Annotated in this window: 15 protein-coding genes; 9 read left to right on the top strand and 6 right to left on the bottom strand. The window is 73.4% G+C overall.

Annotated elements, in window-relative coordinates:
• Nucleotides 1-40: 40 nt before the first annotated feature.
• Complete coding sequence (locus ACFU5J_RS00440) at nucleotides 41-1,300, top strand: sensor histidine kinase (protein WP_430577437.1); 1,260 nt, start codon at nucleotides 41-43, stop codon at nucleotides 1,298-1,300.
• Nucleotides 1,297-1,968: a response regulator gene (locus ACFU5J_RS00435; protein WP_430573334.1), complete on the top strand. Its 672-nt coding sequence runs from the start codon at nucleotides 1,297-1,299 to the stop codon at nucleotides 1,966-1,968. The genes ACFU5J_RS00440 and ACFU5J_RS00435 overlap by 4 nt, the downstream gene beginning before the upstream one ends.
• 474 nt (nucleotides 1,969-2,442) lie before the next feature.
• On the opposite strand, the gene ACFU5J_RS00430 is transcribed toward ACFU5J_RS00435, so the two are convergent.
• The 4 genes from ACFU5J_RS00430 to ACFU5J_RS00415 all read right to left on the bottom strand — a co-directional run bounded on the left by ACFU5J_RS00430 (nucleotide 2,443) and on the right by ACFU5J_RS00415 (nucleotide 5,249).
• Nucleotides 2,443-2,892, bottom strand: a complete 450-nt coding sequence (locus ACFU5J_RS00430) for a helix-turn-helix domain-containing protein (protein ID WP_430577436.1) — start codon at nucleotides 2,890-2,892, stop codon at nucleotides 2,443-2,445.
• A gap of 125 nt (nucleotides 2,893-3,017) precedes the next feature.
• Nucleotides 3,018-3,815, bottom strand: coding sequence for a deoxyribonuclease IV (locus tag ACFU5J_RS00425; protein ID WP_430577435.1), 798 nt, complete (start codon nucleotides 3,813-3,815; stop codon nucleotides 3,018-3,020).
• Nucleotides 3,816-3,861: 46 nt separating this feature from the next.
• Nucleotides 3,862-4,560 carry a GAF and ANTAR domain-containing protein gene (locus ACFU5J_RS00420; protein ID WP_430573331.1) on the bottom strand — a complete coding sequence of 233 codons (699 nt, stop codon included), beginning with the start codon at nucleotides 4,558-4,560 and terminating at the stop codon, nucleotides 3,862-3,864.
• Entirely contained in the window at nucleotides 4,557-5,249 is a 693-nt protein-coding gene (locus ACFU5J_RS00415) for an ANTAR domain-containing protein (protein WP_430573330.1), read from the bottom strand. The genes ACFU5J_RS00420 and ACFU5J_RS00415 overlap by 4 nt, the downstream gene beginning before the upstream one ends.
• Nucleotides 5,250-5,319: 70 nt before the next feature.
• Here ACFU5J_RS00415 and ACFU5J_RS00410 point away from each other — a divergent pair, with 70 nt between their 5' ends.
• Entirely contained in the window at nucleotides 5,320-6,144 is an 825-nt protein-coding gene (locus ACFU5J_RS00410; protein WP_430573329.1) for a hydroxymethylpyrimidine/phosphomethylpyrimidine kinase, read from the top strand.
• A gap of 6 nt (nucleotides 6,145-6,150) precedes the next feature.
• On the opposite strand, the gene ACFU5J_RS00405 is transcribed toward ACFU5J_RS00410, so the two are convergent.
• Nucleotides 6,151-6,729 (bottom strand): hypothetical protein, encoded by a 579-nt coding sequence (locus tag ACFU5J_RS00405; protein WP_430577434.1) that lies wholly within the window; start codon nucleotides 6,727-6,729, stop codon nucleotides 6,151-6,153.
• A 38-nt stretch (nucleotides 6,730-6,767) separates the two neighbouring features.
• On the opposite strand from ACFU5J_RS00405, the gene ACFU5J_RS00400 reads away from it, so the two are divergent.
• The 3 genes from ACFU5J_RS00400 to ACFU5J_RS00390 are packed head-to-tail and all read left to right on the top strand — an operon-like array spanning nucleotide 6,768 to nucleotide 8,823.
• Entirely contained in the window at nucleotides 6,768-7,577 is an 810-nt protein-coding gene (locus ACFU5J_RS00400) for a YceI family protein (protein ID WP_430577433.1), read from the top strand.
• Nucleotides 7,574-8,089 carry a sigma-70 family RNA polymerase sigma factor gene (locus ACFU5J_RS00395; RefSeq protein WP_430573326.1) on the top strand — a complete coding sequence of 172 codons (516 nt, stop codon included), beginning with the start codon at nucleotides 7,574-7,576 and terminating at the stop codon, nucleotides 8,087-8,089. Before ACFU5J_RS00400 ends, ACFU5J_RS00395 begins: the two co-directional genes overlap by 4 nt.
• Nucleotides 8,086-8,823, top strand: coding sequence for an anti-sigma factor family protein (locus ACFU5J_RS00390; RefSeq protein ID WP_430573325.1), 738 nt, complete (start codon nucleotides 8,086-8,088; stop codon nucleotides 8,821-8,823). Before ACFU5J_RS00395 ends, ACFU5J_RS00390 begins: the two co-directional genes overlap by 4 nt.
• 13 nt (nucleotides 8,824-8,836) lie before the next feature.
• On the opposite strand, the gene ACFU5J_RS00385 is transcribed toward ACFU5J_RS00390, so the two are convergent.
• Entirely contained in the window at nucleotides 8,837-9,892 is a 1,056-nt protein-coding gene (locus ACFU5J_RS00385) for a LacI family DNA-binding transcriptional regulator (protein ID WP_430573324.1), read from the bottom strand.
• Nucleotides 9,893-10,135: 243 nt separating this feature from the next.
• On the opposite strand from ACFU5J_RS00385, the gene ACFU5J_RS00380 reads away from it, so the two are divergent.
• The 3 genes from ACFU5J_RS00380 (at nucleotide 10,136) to ACFU5J_RS00370 (ending at nucleotide 13,365) form a co-directional block, all read left to right on the top strand.
• Nucleotides 10,136-11,419 (top strand): ABC transporter substrate-binding protein, encoded by a 1,284-nt coding sequence (locus tag ACFU5J_RS00380; protein ID WP_430577432.1) that lies wholly within the window; start codon nucleotides 10,136-10,138, stop codon nucleotides 11,417-11,419.
• 79 nt (nucleotides 11,420-11,498) lie between these two features.
• Nucleotides 11,499-12,449 carry a carbohydrate ABC transporter permease gene (locus ACFU5J_RS00375; RefSeq protein ID WP_430573322.1) on the top strand — a complete coding sequence of 317 codons (951 nt, stop codon included), beginning with the start codon at nucleotides 11,499-11,501 and terminating at the stop codon, nucleotides 12,447-12,449.
• Nucleotides 12,436-13,365, top strand: coding sequence for a carbohydrate ABC transporter permease (locus tag ACFU5J_RS00370; protein ID WP_430573321.1), 930 nt, complete (start codon nucleotides 12,436-12,438; stop codon nucleotides 13,363-13,365). Before ACFU5J_RS00375 ends, ACFU5J_RS00370 begins: the two co-directional genes overlap by 14 nt.
• Nucleotides 13,366-13,406: the final 41 nt, after the last annotated feature.

The raw sequence follows: 13,406 nt of genomic DNA, 5'->3' as shown, positions 1-13,406 counted from the left end.
GCGGATGCCCGGCGGCCCGCCGGTGCCTAGGCTCGACGTCGTGCCCGACGCTCCCGCCCGCCCGACCCGCGCCCTTCGCGTCTGGGGAGAGGCATGGCGGCTGCTCGTGGCGCTGCTCACGGGGCTGACGGTGATGCTGCTCGTCGCCTGGGAGGCGGACACCGGGCAGCGGGTCATGACCGACGGCCAGTGGGCGCTCGACTTCCTCGTCGGCCTGGCCGGCCTGGGGCTCCTGCTGCTGCGCCGCCGGGCGCCCCTGACGATCGCCCTGGTGCTGTGCGCGGCGGCGTCGGTCTCGTCCCTGGTGGTCGGCGCGGAGACCATCGCGGTGATCTCCCTGGCCACGGGGCGGCGGTGGTGGAAGATCGCCGTCGCCGGGGTGGTGTTCGTGGCCGCGGGGCGTGTGCACAGCTCGTTGCACCCGTACGTCACCCCGGAGTCGTACGACCGGTGGATCGAGCTGGTCGGTGGCGTGGTCATGTACGCCCTGTTCGTCTGGATCGGCGCGTACATCGGCCTGCGCCGCGAGCACCTGGTGTCGCTGCGGGAGCGGGCCGAGACGGCGGAGCGGGAGCAGGCGAGCCGCGTCGCGCAGGCGCGGACGGCGGAGCGCACGCGGATCGCGCGCGAGATGCACGACGTCCTCGCGCACCGCATCTCGCTGGTCGCGATGCACGCCGGCGCGCTGGCCTATCGCACGGACCTCCCGCCCGAGAAGGTCGCCGAGACGGCCGCCGTGGTGCAGGACAACGCCCACGCGGCGCTCGCCGAGCTGCGCGAGGTGCTCGGCGTGCTGCGCGCGACCTCGCCCGGTGAGCCCGGGGAGCCCGGGGCGCCGGCCGCCCCCGAGCCGCCGCAGCCCTCGCTCGTGGACCTCGACGAGCTCCTCGCCGAGGCGCGGGCGAACGGCGCGGACGTGCGCCTCGCGGCGCGCACGGGCGGGACGGACGGGCTGGGCGAGGTCGTGAGCCGGCACGCGTACCGGATCGTGCAGGAGGGGCTGACCAACGCACGCAAGCACGCCCCGTGGGCGCCGGTGACGGTGGCCGTGAGCGGCGCGCCGGGCGAGGGGCTGACGATCGTGGTCCGCAACCCGGTGCGCACCGTGGGGCCGGCGCCCGCCGGCCCCGCCGCGCCGGAGTCCGGCCTCGGGCTGGTGGGTCTCACGGAGCGGGTCGACCTCGTCGGGGGCCGGCTCACGCACGGCACGACGCCGGACGGGCGCGGCGCGGAGTTCCGGCTGGAGGCTTGGCTACCGTGGTCCGCGGCAGAGCTGGACAGGGCGAGAGGGACGGCATGAACGGGACGACGCGCGTGGTGCTGGTCGACGACGACCCGCTGGTGCGGTCGGGGCTGACCCTCATCCTGGGCGGCGACCCGGACCTGGAGGTGGTCGCCTCGGCGTCCGACGGCATGGAGGCGCTGGCCGTGGTCGCCCGGGAGCGGCCGGACGTCGTCCTCATGGACATCCGCATGCCGCGCCTGGACGGCATCGAGGCGACGCGGCGGCTGCGCGACCTCCGCGACCTGCGCGACGTGCGCGTCATCGTGCTCACGACGTTCGACGCCGACGACATGATCGTCGAGGCCCTCCGCGCCGGGGCCGCCGGGTTCCTGCTCAAGGACACGCCCCCGGCGCGCCTGGTGGAGGCCGTCCGGGCCGCGGCCGCCGGGGAGCCGACCCTGTCTCCACGCGTGGCCGAGCAGCTCATCGCGGCCGTCACCGACCGCTCCGCCCCCGACGGCCGCCGGGCCGCGGCCGCGCGGCTCGACGCGCTGACCGACCGCGAGCGGGAGGTCGCGCTCGCCGTCGCCCGCGGGCTGTCCAACGCCGACATCGCCGGGGAGCTCTACATGAGCGTGCCCACCGTGAAGACGCACGTCTCGCGCATCCTCACCAAGCTGGACGCCGCCAACCGCGTGCAGGCGGCGATCGTCGTGCACGACGCCGGGCTCGCGGACGCCTGAGGTCCCGGCGACCCGCGTGCCGTCGGGGCCCGGGCAGGCCTCGCCCGAGCTCGAGAGGCAGGCTCCGCGCGTGTCGCGTGTCGCGTGTGCCGGCGTGTCCTCGGCTCGAGGACGTTGTCTTCTTTCGCTCCGCCGGCAGACCGAGAGTGCCTCCCGCCAGGCGGGCGCGGATCCTGCGCAGCACGCATCTCTCGCGGGACGGGAACGGTGCCCGTCGGGGCGGAGGGAGTCCGGCGGGGCGGTCGTTGCGGGCGGGGCCGCATCGGTGACGGTCGGGCGCGCGGAACTCCCGGGCTGCCGACGGAGCGAAAGAAGACAACGTCCTGGCGGCGACGGCGCGCCCGGGCCGCGACACGCCGGGGCTGGCTGACGCCGCGCGGGGAGTACCCGCTGACGAGCCGACCGACGGGCGGGAGGCGCCCGGGGCCGTCTGCGGCGACCGGTAGTGGCGCCTGAAGGGACGATCCCCAGGGCTCACCAGGGCGAGCGGACGCGGGGTGGCTCGGTGAGCAGGTCGGTCACGTGGCAGCCGTAGAGCGAGGCGAGCCGCCCGACGTCGTCGAGCGACCACGGCACCTGGCCGGTGTAGCGGGCGGAGACCGCCGAGCGCGAGCGCCCGAGCGCCAGGGACAGGTCCTGCTGGGTCATGCCTCGCCTGGCGCTCTCGTACCGGACGGCGCCCGCGGCAGCCTTGGCGAGGCCGTCGGGCAGCAGCCGGCGGGCGGGCCGCTTCCGGGGTCGGGGAGCCCCGGGCCCGCCTTCGGCGTCGTCGACGTCGGGATCGAGGTCCGGGTCGGTGGCGGGGACCCAGAAGGGGTCGGTGGCGCGGCGGAGGCGGGTCGTCGCGTCCTCGACGGCCTCGACGGCCTCGGCGGTCTCGGCGGTCTCGTCGGCGAGGGGGTCGGTGGTCGCGTCGGTGGTCATGCCCGGCATGCTCGCGGACCGGCGTACCCCGCCGCTCCGGTCCTCCACAGGCGCGGACTTCGTCCACAGGCGGGGCCTTCGTCCACAGGCGCGGCCGTCGCCCGACGGTCGCGGCCGCCCGGTGGTCAGCCCAGCCGCTCCCGCAGCCAGGCGATGTCCGGGCCCATGTCGCCGTGGGTCTCGCAGACGACGGGGGCGCCGGCCGCCGCGACCACGCCGACCAGCAGCTCCGCGGGGATGTTCCCGTCGCCGATGTGTGCGTGGCGGTCGGCGCCCGACCCGGCGGCGTCGCGGGAGTCGTTGGCGTGCACCAGGTCGATGCGGCCGGTGATCGCGCGGATGTCGTCGACGGCGGTCGCGAGGTCGATGCCGCCCGCCCAGGCGTGGCAGGTGTCGAGCGTGAAGCCGACGTTCTCCGCGCCGTTCGCCCGCATCACGGCGGCCCAGAGCAGCTCCAGCCGGTCGAGGCGGCGCGCCAGCGAGAAGTCGCCGCCCGCCGTGTTCTCGATGAGGACGGGCACGTCGGTCTCGAGCGCGTCGATCGCCTTGCGCCAGTTGTCGAAGCCGACGTCCGGGTCGTCCTTCGCGGTGACGTGACCGCCGTGCACGACGACGCCCCGCGCCCCGATCTCGCCGGCGCCGGTCATGATCTGCTGCAGCAGCTTGCGGCTCGGGATGCGGATGCGGTTGTTGGTGGACGCCACGTTGATGACGTACGGCGCGTGCACGTAGACGTCGATCCCCGCGGCCGCCGTCTCCTCGCGGAACGCCTCCGCGCCACCCGGGTGGGCGGAGTCGTCGAACGGCGGCACCTTCCACGCCTGGGGGTCCGAGAGGAACACCTGCACCACCTCGGCCCCGATCTCCGCCGCCTGCGCGACGGCGTCCGACAGGTCGACGTGGGCCCCGATCTTCACGCTCATGCGCCCCACCCTAGGGCGCGCGTCCGACGACGACGCGGCGGGTGCGTCAGCGCTGCTGCGCCTCCCGCAGCACCTGGCGGGCCGTCTGCGTGAGGGGGATGCCCTCGCGGACCGACCGCTCCAGCAGCACCTCGTAGGCGTTCGCCGGGTCGATCCCCATCTGGTAGGCGAGGGCCCCCTTGGCCTGCTCGATGACGACCCGCCCGCCCAGCGCGCGCCGCAACCGCCGGTCCACCTCGTCCGGGCGCAGGCGCTCCGGCTGCACGATGACCAGGGTCACCATGCTCGCCAGGGCCCGCGCCGCACGTGCCGACTCGTCGTCGAGGGCTTCGGCCCCGCGGCCGAAGATGTTGAGCCCGCCGAGCACGCCGCCCTGCCAGTCGAGCGGGAAGGCGTGCACGGCCTCGAAGCCGGCACCGACGATCGCCGGGCCGACGCCGGGCCACCGGGCGACGATCTCGTCACGGCCCGTGGCGGCCACGGGCCGGCCGGTCCTGATCACGTCGACGCACGGCCCCTCGTCGCGCTGCGTCTGGAAGAGCTCGATGTAGGTGGCCCGGTGCGACGTGGCGGCGAGCAGCTCGAGGGGCCCGTCGTGGGTGCGGACAAGGATGCCCGCCGCGTCACCACGGGCGAACTGGGTGGCGTCCCGCGTCAGGCGCAGGAGCAGGTCGGCGACGTCGTGCTCCCGGAGGAGCTCTGCCGCCACGTCGGCGAGCGAGTCGGCAGGGGTGCGCAGCGTCATGGCTCCATGGTTCCTTCTGTCTCGTCGTCCGATGTGAAGTCGAGCCGACCGTCCAGGACGTCGTCGACGACGTCCTGCAGTGTCGAGGACCGGGCGAAGGCGTGCGCCCGGAGCACGGCGAGGGCGTCGGCGGGCGGGATCCGCAGCTGTGCCGTCACCATGCCGGCAGCCTGGTGGATGCGGGCCTGGACCGACCAGTCGAGCGGCTCCAGATCGTCGAGGAGCGAGGTCCCGACCGCGTCGGCGAGGAACTGCACGTCCACGAGCGTGCGGGCGAGGTGGTCGTCGGCGGCGTACAGGCTGAGCACCCCCATCACCGTGCCCCGGACCCGCATCGGCACGGCGTACGCCGTCCCCGGGCCGCTGATGGACCGCACCATCTGGGAGAACACCGGGAACGCGCTGCCTGCGTCCCCGTTGATCGGCGTCACCACCATCCGGTCCTGCTCGAGCGCGAGCTGGACCGGACCCTCGCCGAGCACCTCCTGCAGGTCCTCGATCCGCGCGGAGACCCCGTCGGAGGTCGTGACCACCAGGCGCTCGTCAGGGGAGGGGGACACCGTCAGGGCGCCGCTCTCGGCACCGACCACCTCCACGCACGCGATGCAGAGTCGTGCCGCCAGCGGCAGGTCCCCGTCGATGCGCGCCAGCGCGTCGGCCAGCAGGCCCAACAGCTTCGACCCGTCCACCTGCCCCCGCACCTCCTCGCGTCCCGACCTATTCTTCCACCGTCCGGGCGCGGTCGTAGGCTGTCCCCCCATGAGCACCACGCCGCCGCTCGCGTACGTCATCGCAGGCTCCGAGGCCACGGGAGGGGCCGGGATCCAGGCCGACCTCAAGACCTTCCAGCAGCTCGGCGCCTACGGGGTGGGCACGCTGACCTGCATCGTCTCGTTCGACCCGAAGCACGACTGGGGCCACCGGTTCGTGCCCGTCGACCCGCAGGTCATCGCGGACCAGTTCGAGGCCGCCACGTCGACCCACGCGCTCGACGTGGTCAAGGTCGGCATGCTCGGCACGCCGACGACGATCGACGTCGTGGCCCGCTCGCTCGAGTCGCAGCCGTGGCGCCACGTCGTGCTCGACCCGGTGCTCATCTGCAAGGGCCAGGAGCCGGGCGCGGCCCTCGACACCGACACCGCGCTGCGCGAGCGCGTGCTGCCGCTGGCCACCGTCGTGACGCCCAACCTGTTCGAGGCGAAGACCCTCGCGGGCATGGACGACATCACCTCCGTGGAGGAGCTCGTCGAGGCGGCCCGCCGCATCCACGCCCGGCTCGGCGACGGCACCGGCCGCCGCTACGTCGTCGCCAAGGGCGGCGTGGAGCTGCCCGGCGAGGACGCCGTCGACGTCCTGTTCGACGGCGAGGACGTCACCGTCTTCGCCGCGCCGAAGGTGGGCGAGGAGCGCGTCTCCGGCGCGGGCTGCACGTTCGCCGCGGCGATCACGGCCGAGCTGGCCAAGGGCGCCGACGTGCCCGAGGCCGTCCGCGTCGCCAAGGACATGGTGACCCGCGGCATCGAGGCACGCGTCGCCGCCCGGACCCCGTTCGACACCGTGTGGCAGGGCGCCTTCGTCGCCTGACGTGCGTCAGTAGCCGCCCCCGGAGCCGGACGCCATGGTCTCGATCTCGGAGCCGTCCGGGGCCACCACCCACCAGATGTCCTGGATGCCCTGGCCGGCGACGTCCCCGGGCGCGCCGTCACCCGCGTACAGGTAGACGGGGCGGCCGTCGAGCGTCACCTGCGGCTTCCCGTCGTTGCCGGTGATCGTGCCGACCTCGGCCGTCACGCCCTGCACCTTCGGGGTGCCGCTGCCGGCGTGCACCGGCGGCCACGCGGCCAGGCACGCGTCCGTGCACGCGCTCTTGCCCGACCCGGGATCGTCCGGCTCGTAGTAGTAGACGGTCATGCCCTTCCCGTCCACGACGATCGTGCCGAGGCTGGTCTTGGCCGTGCTCAGTGCGGCCGTGCTCGACGACCCGCCCCCGTCCGACGTCGAGCCCGTGGACGAGCCCGTGGACGAGCCCGTGGACGATCCCGTCGTGGTGTCGGCCGGGGTGCTCGCCCCGCCGCCGTAGCCGCCGCCGCCCCCGCTGCACGCGGCCAGGGTGCCGGCGAGCGCCGCCGTCGCGGCCAGGGCCGCGAGTCGCCTGCTCGTGGTGCGCATGATGTCTCCTCCGCTCCGATGCACGGCTCGGTGCACCTATGGGGGACGACGAGACCGCGGCGCGCGAGGTTCATCCGCGGCGGCACCGGATCCGGCTGAACCTCGGCGGCGCCCGCCTCGTCGTGCCGGGTAGGAGCCGCGCCGCGGGCGCGGCACGACGGAAGGGGCCGGTCGTGCGCAGGCGGACGAAGGTGCTGGTCGGGGTGGGCGCCGGGCTGGTCGTGCTCGGTGGCGCCGCCGTGCTCGTCGGGCCGGGGCTGTACGCCGACCACGTCAACCGGGCGGCGGCCGACGTCCCCACCCTGGCGTCGTCGGACGCGCCGCTCGGCGACCCGGCGTCGCTCGACGGCACGTGGGAGGTGGCGGCCGGCTCGGTCGCCGGCTACCGCGTGCACGAGGTGCTGCGGGGCGAGGACGCGACCGTCACCGGGCGCACGGACCAGGTCACCGGACAGGTCACCGTCGAGGGCGGGAGCCTGACGGCGGGCACGGTCCGGGTGGACGTCGCCAGCATCCACACCGACGAGCCGCCGCGGGACGCCTACTTCCGTGGCAGCGTGATGGAGGTGGGCACGTTCCCGACCGCGGAGTTCACGGTCACCGACCCGGCACGCCTGACGGCGGGCACCACCGAGGTGGACCTGACCGGCCGCCTGACCGTGCACGGCGTCGCCCGTGACGTCGAGGTCCCGGCGCAGGTCGCGGCCGGCGACGGCGGGGTGCAGGTGGTCGGCAGCGTGCCGGTGACCTTCGCCGACTACGGCGTGACACCGCCCTCGCTCGGCTTCGTCTCCGTGGACGACCACGGGGCCGTCGAGTTCTCGCTGCGGCTGGAGCGGTCGTCGTGAGGCCGCGGTCCCGCGCCGACGAGGAGCTCCTCGAGGCCGTCCACGCCGCGCACGCCCCCGACCTGCAGCGGTTCGTGGCCCGCCTGGTGCCCGACGGCGCCGACGCGCAGGACGTGGTGCAGGAGTCCCTGCTGCGGCTGTGGCGCCACCCCGAGGTGCTGGAGCGGCCGGAGGACTCCGTCCGCGCGTGGCTCTTCACCGTGGCGCGCCACCTCGTCGTCGACCAGCTCCGCAGCGCGCGGCACGGCCGGGAGCGCGCCACCGGGCGGCTGCCGGAGCCGGCGGAGCCGGACCGCACGCAGGCCGTGCTCGACGCGTGGCTCGTCGCCGACGCGCTCGCCGACCTGTCCGCCGAGCACCGCGCCGTCGTCGTGGGCGCCTACTACCGGGGACGGTCGGTGGCCGAGCTGGCGGACGAGCTGGACGTGCCGCAGGGCACCGTGAAGTCCCGCATGCACTACGCCCTGCGCGCCCTGCGGCTCGCGCTGCAGGAGAAGGGAGTGACGCCATGACCGCGACGACCGACCCGTACCGCGAGTGGGACGCCGCGTACGTGCTGGGGGCGCTCAGCCCGGCCGACCGCCGCGAGTTCGAGGAGCACCTGGCCGGCTGCGACGGCTGCCGCGCGGCGGTCGCGGAGCTGGCGGGCGTGCCCGGGCTGCTCGCGTCCGTGCCCGTGGAGCACGCGCTCGCCACGGACCCGCGGGGCGTCGTGGCGGGCGGGGACGACGACGGCGACCTGGCGGACGTCGTGCCGCTCGCCGCGCTGGCGGGCGCGGCGCGGCGGTCGCGGCGGCGTCGGCGCTCCCTGGTCGCCGTCGCCGCGTCCGTGCTGCTGGTGGGCGGGGTCGGCGCCGGGCTGGCGCTCGGCGGGCCGGGGGAGGGCCCGGTCCCGGCACCCTCGTCGCCGGCGCCCGTCGCCCAGTCGAGGGCGGTGGACCTCGTGCCCGTGGGCGCGGTCGACGTGCGGGCGTCGCTCACCGCCACGGCGAAGCCGTGGGGCACGAGCCTGGAGTGGAGCTGCACGTACCCGCCGCGCTCGGGCCGCTACGACCCGGCGGACGCGACGGGCTACGCGCTGGTCCTCGTCGACCAGGACGGCGGCCGCACGGTCGCGGGGACGTGGACGGGGTCGGGGACCGAGTCCACCGGCCTGGGCGCGGCGTCCTCGCTGCCGCTGGACCGCATCGCGCGCGTCGAGATCGCGCGGGCGGGGGGCGAGACGCTCGCCTCCGCCGCGCTGTGACGGGCGTCGGGAGTCAGGACACGGGCGCGGCGGTCGAGTCGCGCACCACGAGCTCCGGGCGGAAGAGCAGCGACGACCCGTGCGACGCCGGCTGCTCGTCGTCCGGGGCGTGCAGGGCGCGGAACGCGGCGGCGGCCATCTCCTTCATCGGCTGGCGCACGGTGGTGAGGCGCGGGGAGTAGAGCTCCGCGAGCACGATGTCGTCGAAGCCGGCGACGGACACGTCCGTGCCGACCTCCATGCCCGCGTCGCGGACGGCGCGGCAGACGCCGATGGCGGTCATGTCGTTGACGGCGAAGATCGCGGTGGGCGGCGTCGGCCCGGTGAGGAGCTCGGTGGCGGCGACCCGGCCCAGCTCGGCCGCCTCGACGTCGCCGAACGTGCCGTCGGCGCTGCTGCTGCCCGGCCAGGTGACGACGTCGGGCCGCGCGATGCCCGCGCGCTCGAGCGCGCGGAGGAAGCCCTCGAACCGCTCGGTGCGGTTGACGGACCGGATGGCTCCGGAGACGAAGGCGATGCGCCGGTGCCCGAGCGCCACGAGGTGCTCGCCCATGAGCTCGGCGCCGATCGTGTTGTCGACGCTGACGTTCACGAGGCCGACCGGGTCGTCGGCCTGGGCGGTGCGGTCGAAGGCGACGAGCCGCAGCCCGTCGTCGATCAGCCCGGAGACGTGCTCCAGCGACGGCAGGGAGGAGCACAGCACGATGCCGCGGATGCCGTCGGCGATCAGCTCGTCCACGTACTGCCGCTCGCGCGCGGGGTCGCGCTCGGAGTTGCACAGCAGCACGTGGTAGCCCTCGGTGAGGGCGGCGGCCTCGAGGTAGCGGGCGAGCGCGCCCCAGTACGGGTTGCCCACGGAGGGCACGACCAGGCCGATCACCTGCGGCTTGCCGGTGCGCAGCTGGCGCGCCGCGCGGTTGGGGCGGTAGCCGAGCTCCTTGATGGTGCTCTCCACCCGCTCGCGGGTCTCGGGCAGCATCCGGCCCGTGCGCCCGTTCAGCAGGTTCGAGACGGTGCTCGTGGACACGCCGGCCGCGCGTGCGACGTCCAGGATCGTGATGCCAGCCATGCGCTCGTGCGGCCTCCTCCGGTTCCGGGACCAGCCCACCCGGTCAGTGCATCGATGGACTGTGTGGTGCCGATCATAGTGCATGAGCCCGCGGTGGCTCCTGCCTCCGATGGGCGTGATCTCGCAGGCGAATGGCGCTTGACCTGTGTGCGCCGTCACTCTATGGTCGGTGCATCGTTACACCGGAGTCGTCGCCGACTCCCACCGCCTGCGTGAGATCAACGCCGATCGAAAGGGCTAGTCATGGATTTCAGCCGCCGTAGCTTCCTCACGGCCATGGGGCTCGGGACCGCGGCCGTCGTGGCCGGCTGCAGCACGACGAGCCCGGGGAGCTCGTCCGCCGCAGACCCCGACGGCCCGGTCGAGGGCGACATCACCTTCCTCTGCGCGCTCTTCGAGGGCGCCACGGGCAAGGAGACGCTCGAGGGCAAGCTCATCAAGCAGTTCAACGAGAAGTACCCGGACGTCAACGTCACCGTCGACTACACGGACTACGGCTCGCTGAACGAGAAGATCACCACGGGCCTGGCCAGCGGCCTCATGGCGGACGTGGTCACGCTCGGCGTCGGCTGGATCCCGCCCTTCGCGTTCAAGAACGCGATCGCGCCCCTGCCCGAGTCGCTCGCCACCCGGTACACGTACGAGGAGCGGGTGCTCGAGCCGTCGCGGTACGACGGCAAGCTGTACGCCCTGCCGATGGTGCTGGACACGCGCATCGTGGCCTACCGCAAGGACTTCTTCGACGAGGCCGGCATCAAGGACACGCCGAAGAACTGGGACGAGCTCCGCGAGGTCGCGAAGCAGCTCACCGTCAAGGACGGCAACAAGGTCACGCGCGTCGGCTTCGACCCGTTCTCCATCGACCTGCGCCAGTGCTGGGAGACGTTCCTGTTCGGCAACTCCGGCGAGCTCTTCTCCCCGGACGGCCGCGAGGTGCTGTTCGACAGCCCCGAGGGCGTCGCGTCGCTGCAGCTCTTCCTCGACATGATGGCGGACGGCTCGGCCGACTTCGCCCTCAAGACCGAGGCCGGGCAGCCCACCACCCTCCAGCAGGGCACGTCGGCGATCATGATGACGAACAACTCGCTCTACGTGCAGCTGCAGCAGCAGTCGCCCGAGCTGATCGACAAGATCGGCACGTTCGTGCTCGGCAACACCGACCCCGCGATGCTGCAGGGCGGCACGATGGTGTCCCAGTCGGCCACCTCCAAGCACCCCGCGGCGGCGCGGGCGTTCGTCGAGTTCATGGGTTCCCCGGACGCCGTCCTGGTGTCGAGCGAGCAGCGCGGCTCCGTGCCGGCGATCTCGAACCTCAAGGACAGCGACTACGTCAAGGGCAACCCGATGGTCGCGTTCGCGCTCGACAACCTCGGCAAGGCGCGCTCCGAGGGCGGCACCCCGGCCTGGATGGAGATCCGGGAGAAGATCAAGCCGACCCTCGAGACCGCCATCGTCGGACAGCAGTCCGCGCAGGCCGCCATCGACCAGCTCGCCGGCATCGCGAACGACGCGATCGCGCGCCTGTGACCTGGTCGTCCCATGACCCGGTCGCACCCCTGTCCTGTCCCGTGACCGGGTCCGTCCCACCGAGGAAGAGGGGGTCGTCGTGGCCGTCGTCTCCGCGCCGCGCGACGTGAGCGCACCACCCACCGTCCCGACCCGCCCGTCCGCGTCCCAGCGCGGGCGGGCGGGGAAGGCCCGCCGCCGCGCCGGCATGCTCATGCTGGCGCCGGCGGTGCTGCACGCGCTGATCTGGATCGGCATCCCGATGATCGCGGCCCTCGTGCTGTCGTTCACGAACTACGACGTGCTCACGCCGCCGAAGTTCAACGGGATCGAGAACTACGTCGACGCGCTCACCGACCCGGTGTTCCGCCGGGGCATGCTGAACACGCTGGTCTACGCCTTCTTCACCGTGCCGGTGGCGATGGGGATCGCGCTGCTCATCGCGCTCATGCTCGACACGCAGCTGCGGGCCCGGGCGCTGTTCCGCACCGCCGTCTTCATCCCGCAGGTGACGGCGACCATCGCCGTCGCCCTCGTGTGGCTGTGGATCTACGACCCGCGCAACGGCCTGCTCAACGCGGTGCTCGCCTTCTTCGGCATCCCCGCGCAGAACTGGCTGTCGTCGACGACGTGGGCGATGCCCGCGATCATCGTCGTCGGCATCTGGCAGGGCGTCGGTCTCAAGATGCTCATCTACCTGGCGGCGCTGCAGTCGCTGCCGAAGGACGTCTACGAGGCAGCGTCGGTGGACGGCGCCTCCAAGACGCGCCAGTTCTTCAGCATCACGCTGCCGCTGCTGAAGCCGGCCACGTTCTTCGTCTTCGTCACCTCGGTCATCTCCGCCTTCCAGGCGTTCGACCTCATCTACATCCTCACGGACGGCGGCCCGGCGAACACGACCACGATGATGACGTACGAGATCTACAAGTCGGCGTTCCGGGAGTTCCGCCTCGGCTACGCCTGCGCCCAGTCGATCATCCTCTTCGTGTTCCTGCTGCTGCTGACGCTCGCGAACCGACGGCTCAACGGAGGCGACAGTGGCCGCAACTGACCTCGGCGCGGTCTCGCCGCGCACCACGCTCGACGTCGTCGGGCGCTCCCCGGCGTCGCGCCGGCGCCTGTCGAAGACCGCGCTCTACGTGACCCTGACCGTCATCTCCGTGGTGATGGTGGTGCCGTTCGTGTGGATGGTGCTGACGTCCCTCAAGACGCCGGCCGACATCGCGGCGACGCCGCCGACGTTCCTCCCGACCGAGTGGGCGTGGCACAACTACGCCGACGCGCTCGCCGCGGCGCCGTTCCTCACCTACGCGCGCAACAGCCTGATCATCGCGGTGAGCCACACGACCATCAACCTCGTGATCGCGTCGATGGCGGGGTACGCGCTGGCCCGGCTGCGGTTCCGCGGCTCGGAGCTCGTGTTCCTCGGGTTCGTCGCGGCGCTGATGATCCCCACCTACACGAAGATCATCCCCGAGTTCCTCATCGTGCGGTTCATGCCGCTGTTCGGGGGCAACGACATCCTCGGCCAGGGCGGCACCGGCTGGCTCGACACCTGGTGGGCGCTGATCATCCCGGGCGCGGTGACGCCGTTCGCGGTCTTCCTGTTCCGGCAGTTCTACCTGGACCTGCCGGTCGAGCTGGAGGAGGCGGCGCGGCTCGACGGCGTCAGCGAGCTGGGCATCTGGGCGCGGATCATGACGCCCCTGGTCAAGCCGGCGTTCATCACCGTCGCGCTGCTGACGTTCGAGAGCTCCTGGAACAACTTCCTGTGGCCGCTGCTCGTGACGCGCTCCGACTCGATGCGCGTCATCCAGGTGGGCCTGTCGGTGTTCCGCACGGAGAACGACACCCAGTGGGCGTTCCTCATGGCCGGCACCACGCTGGCGACCCTGCCGATGGTGGTGCTCTTCCTCCTCGGCCAGAAGTACTTCGTCCGCGGCTTCGCGAACGCGGGCATCAAGTGACGGGCGGCGAACGGTCGCCCGTCGGACAGAGAGGCAAGCAG

It is taken from the genome of Isoptericola sp. NPDC057559, from assembly GCF_042801555.1.
GTDB lineage: Bacteria > Actinomycetota > Actinomycetes > Actinomycetales > Cellulomonadaceae > Isoptericola.
This window is presented reverse-complemented; position numbering and strand designations above follow the sequence as displayed.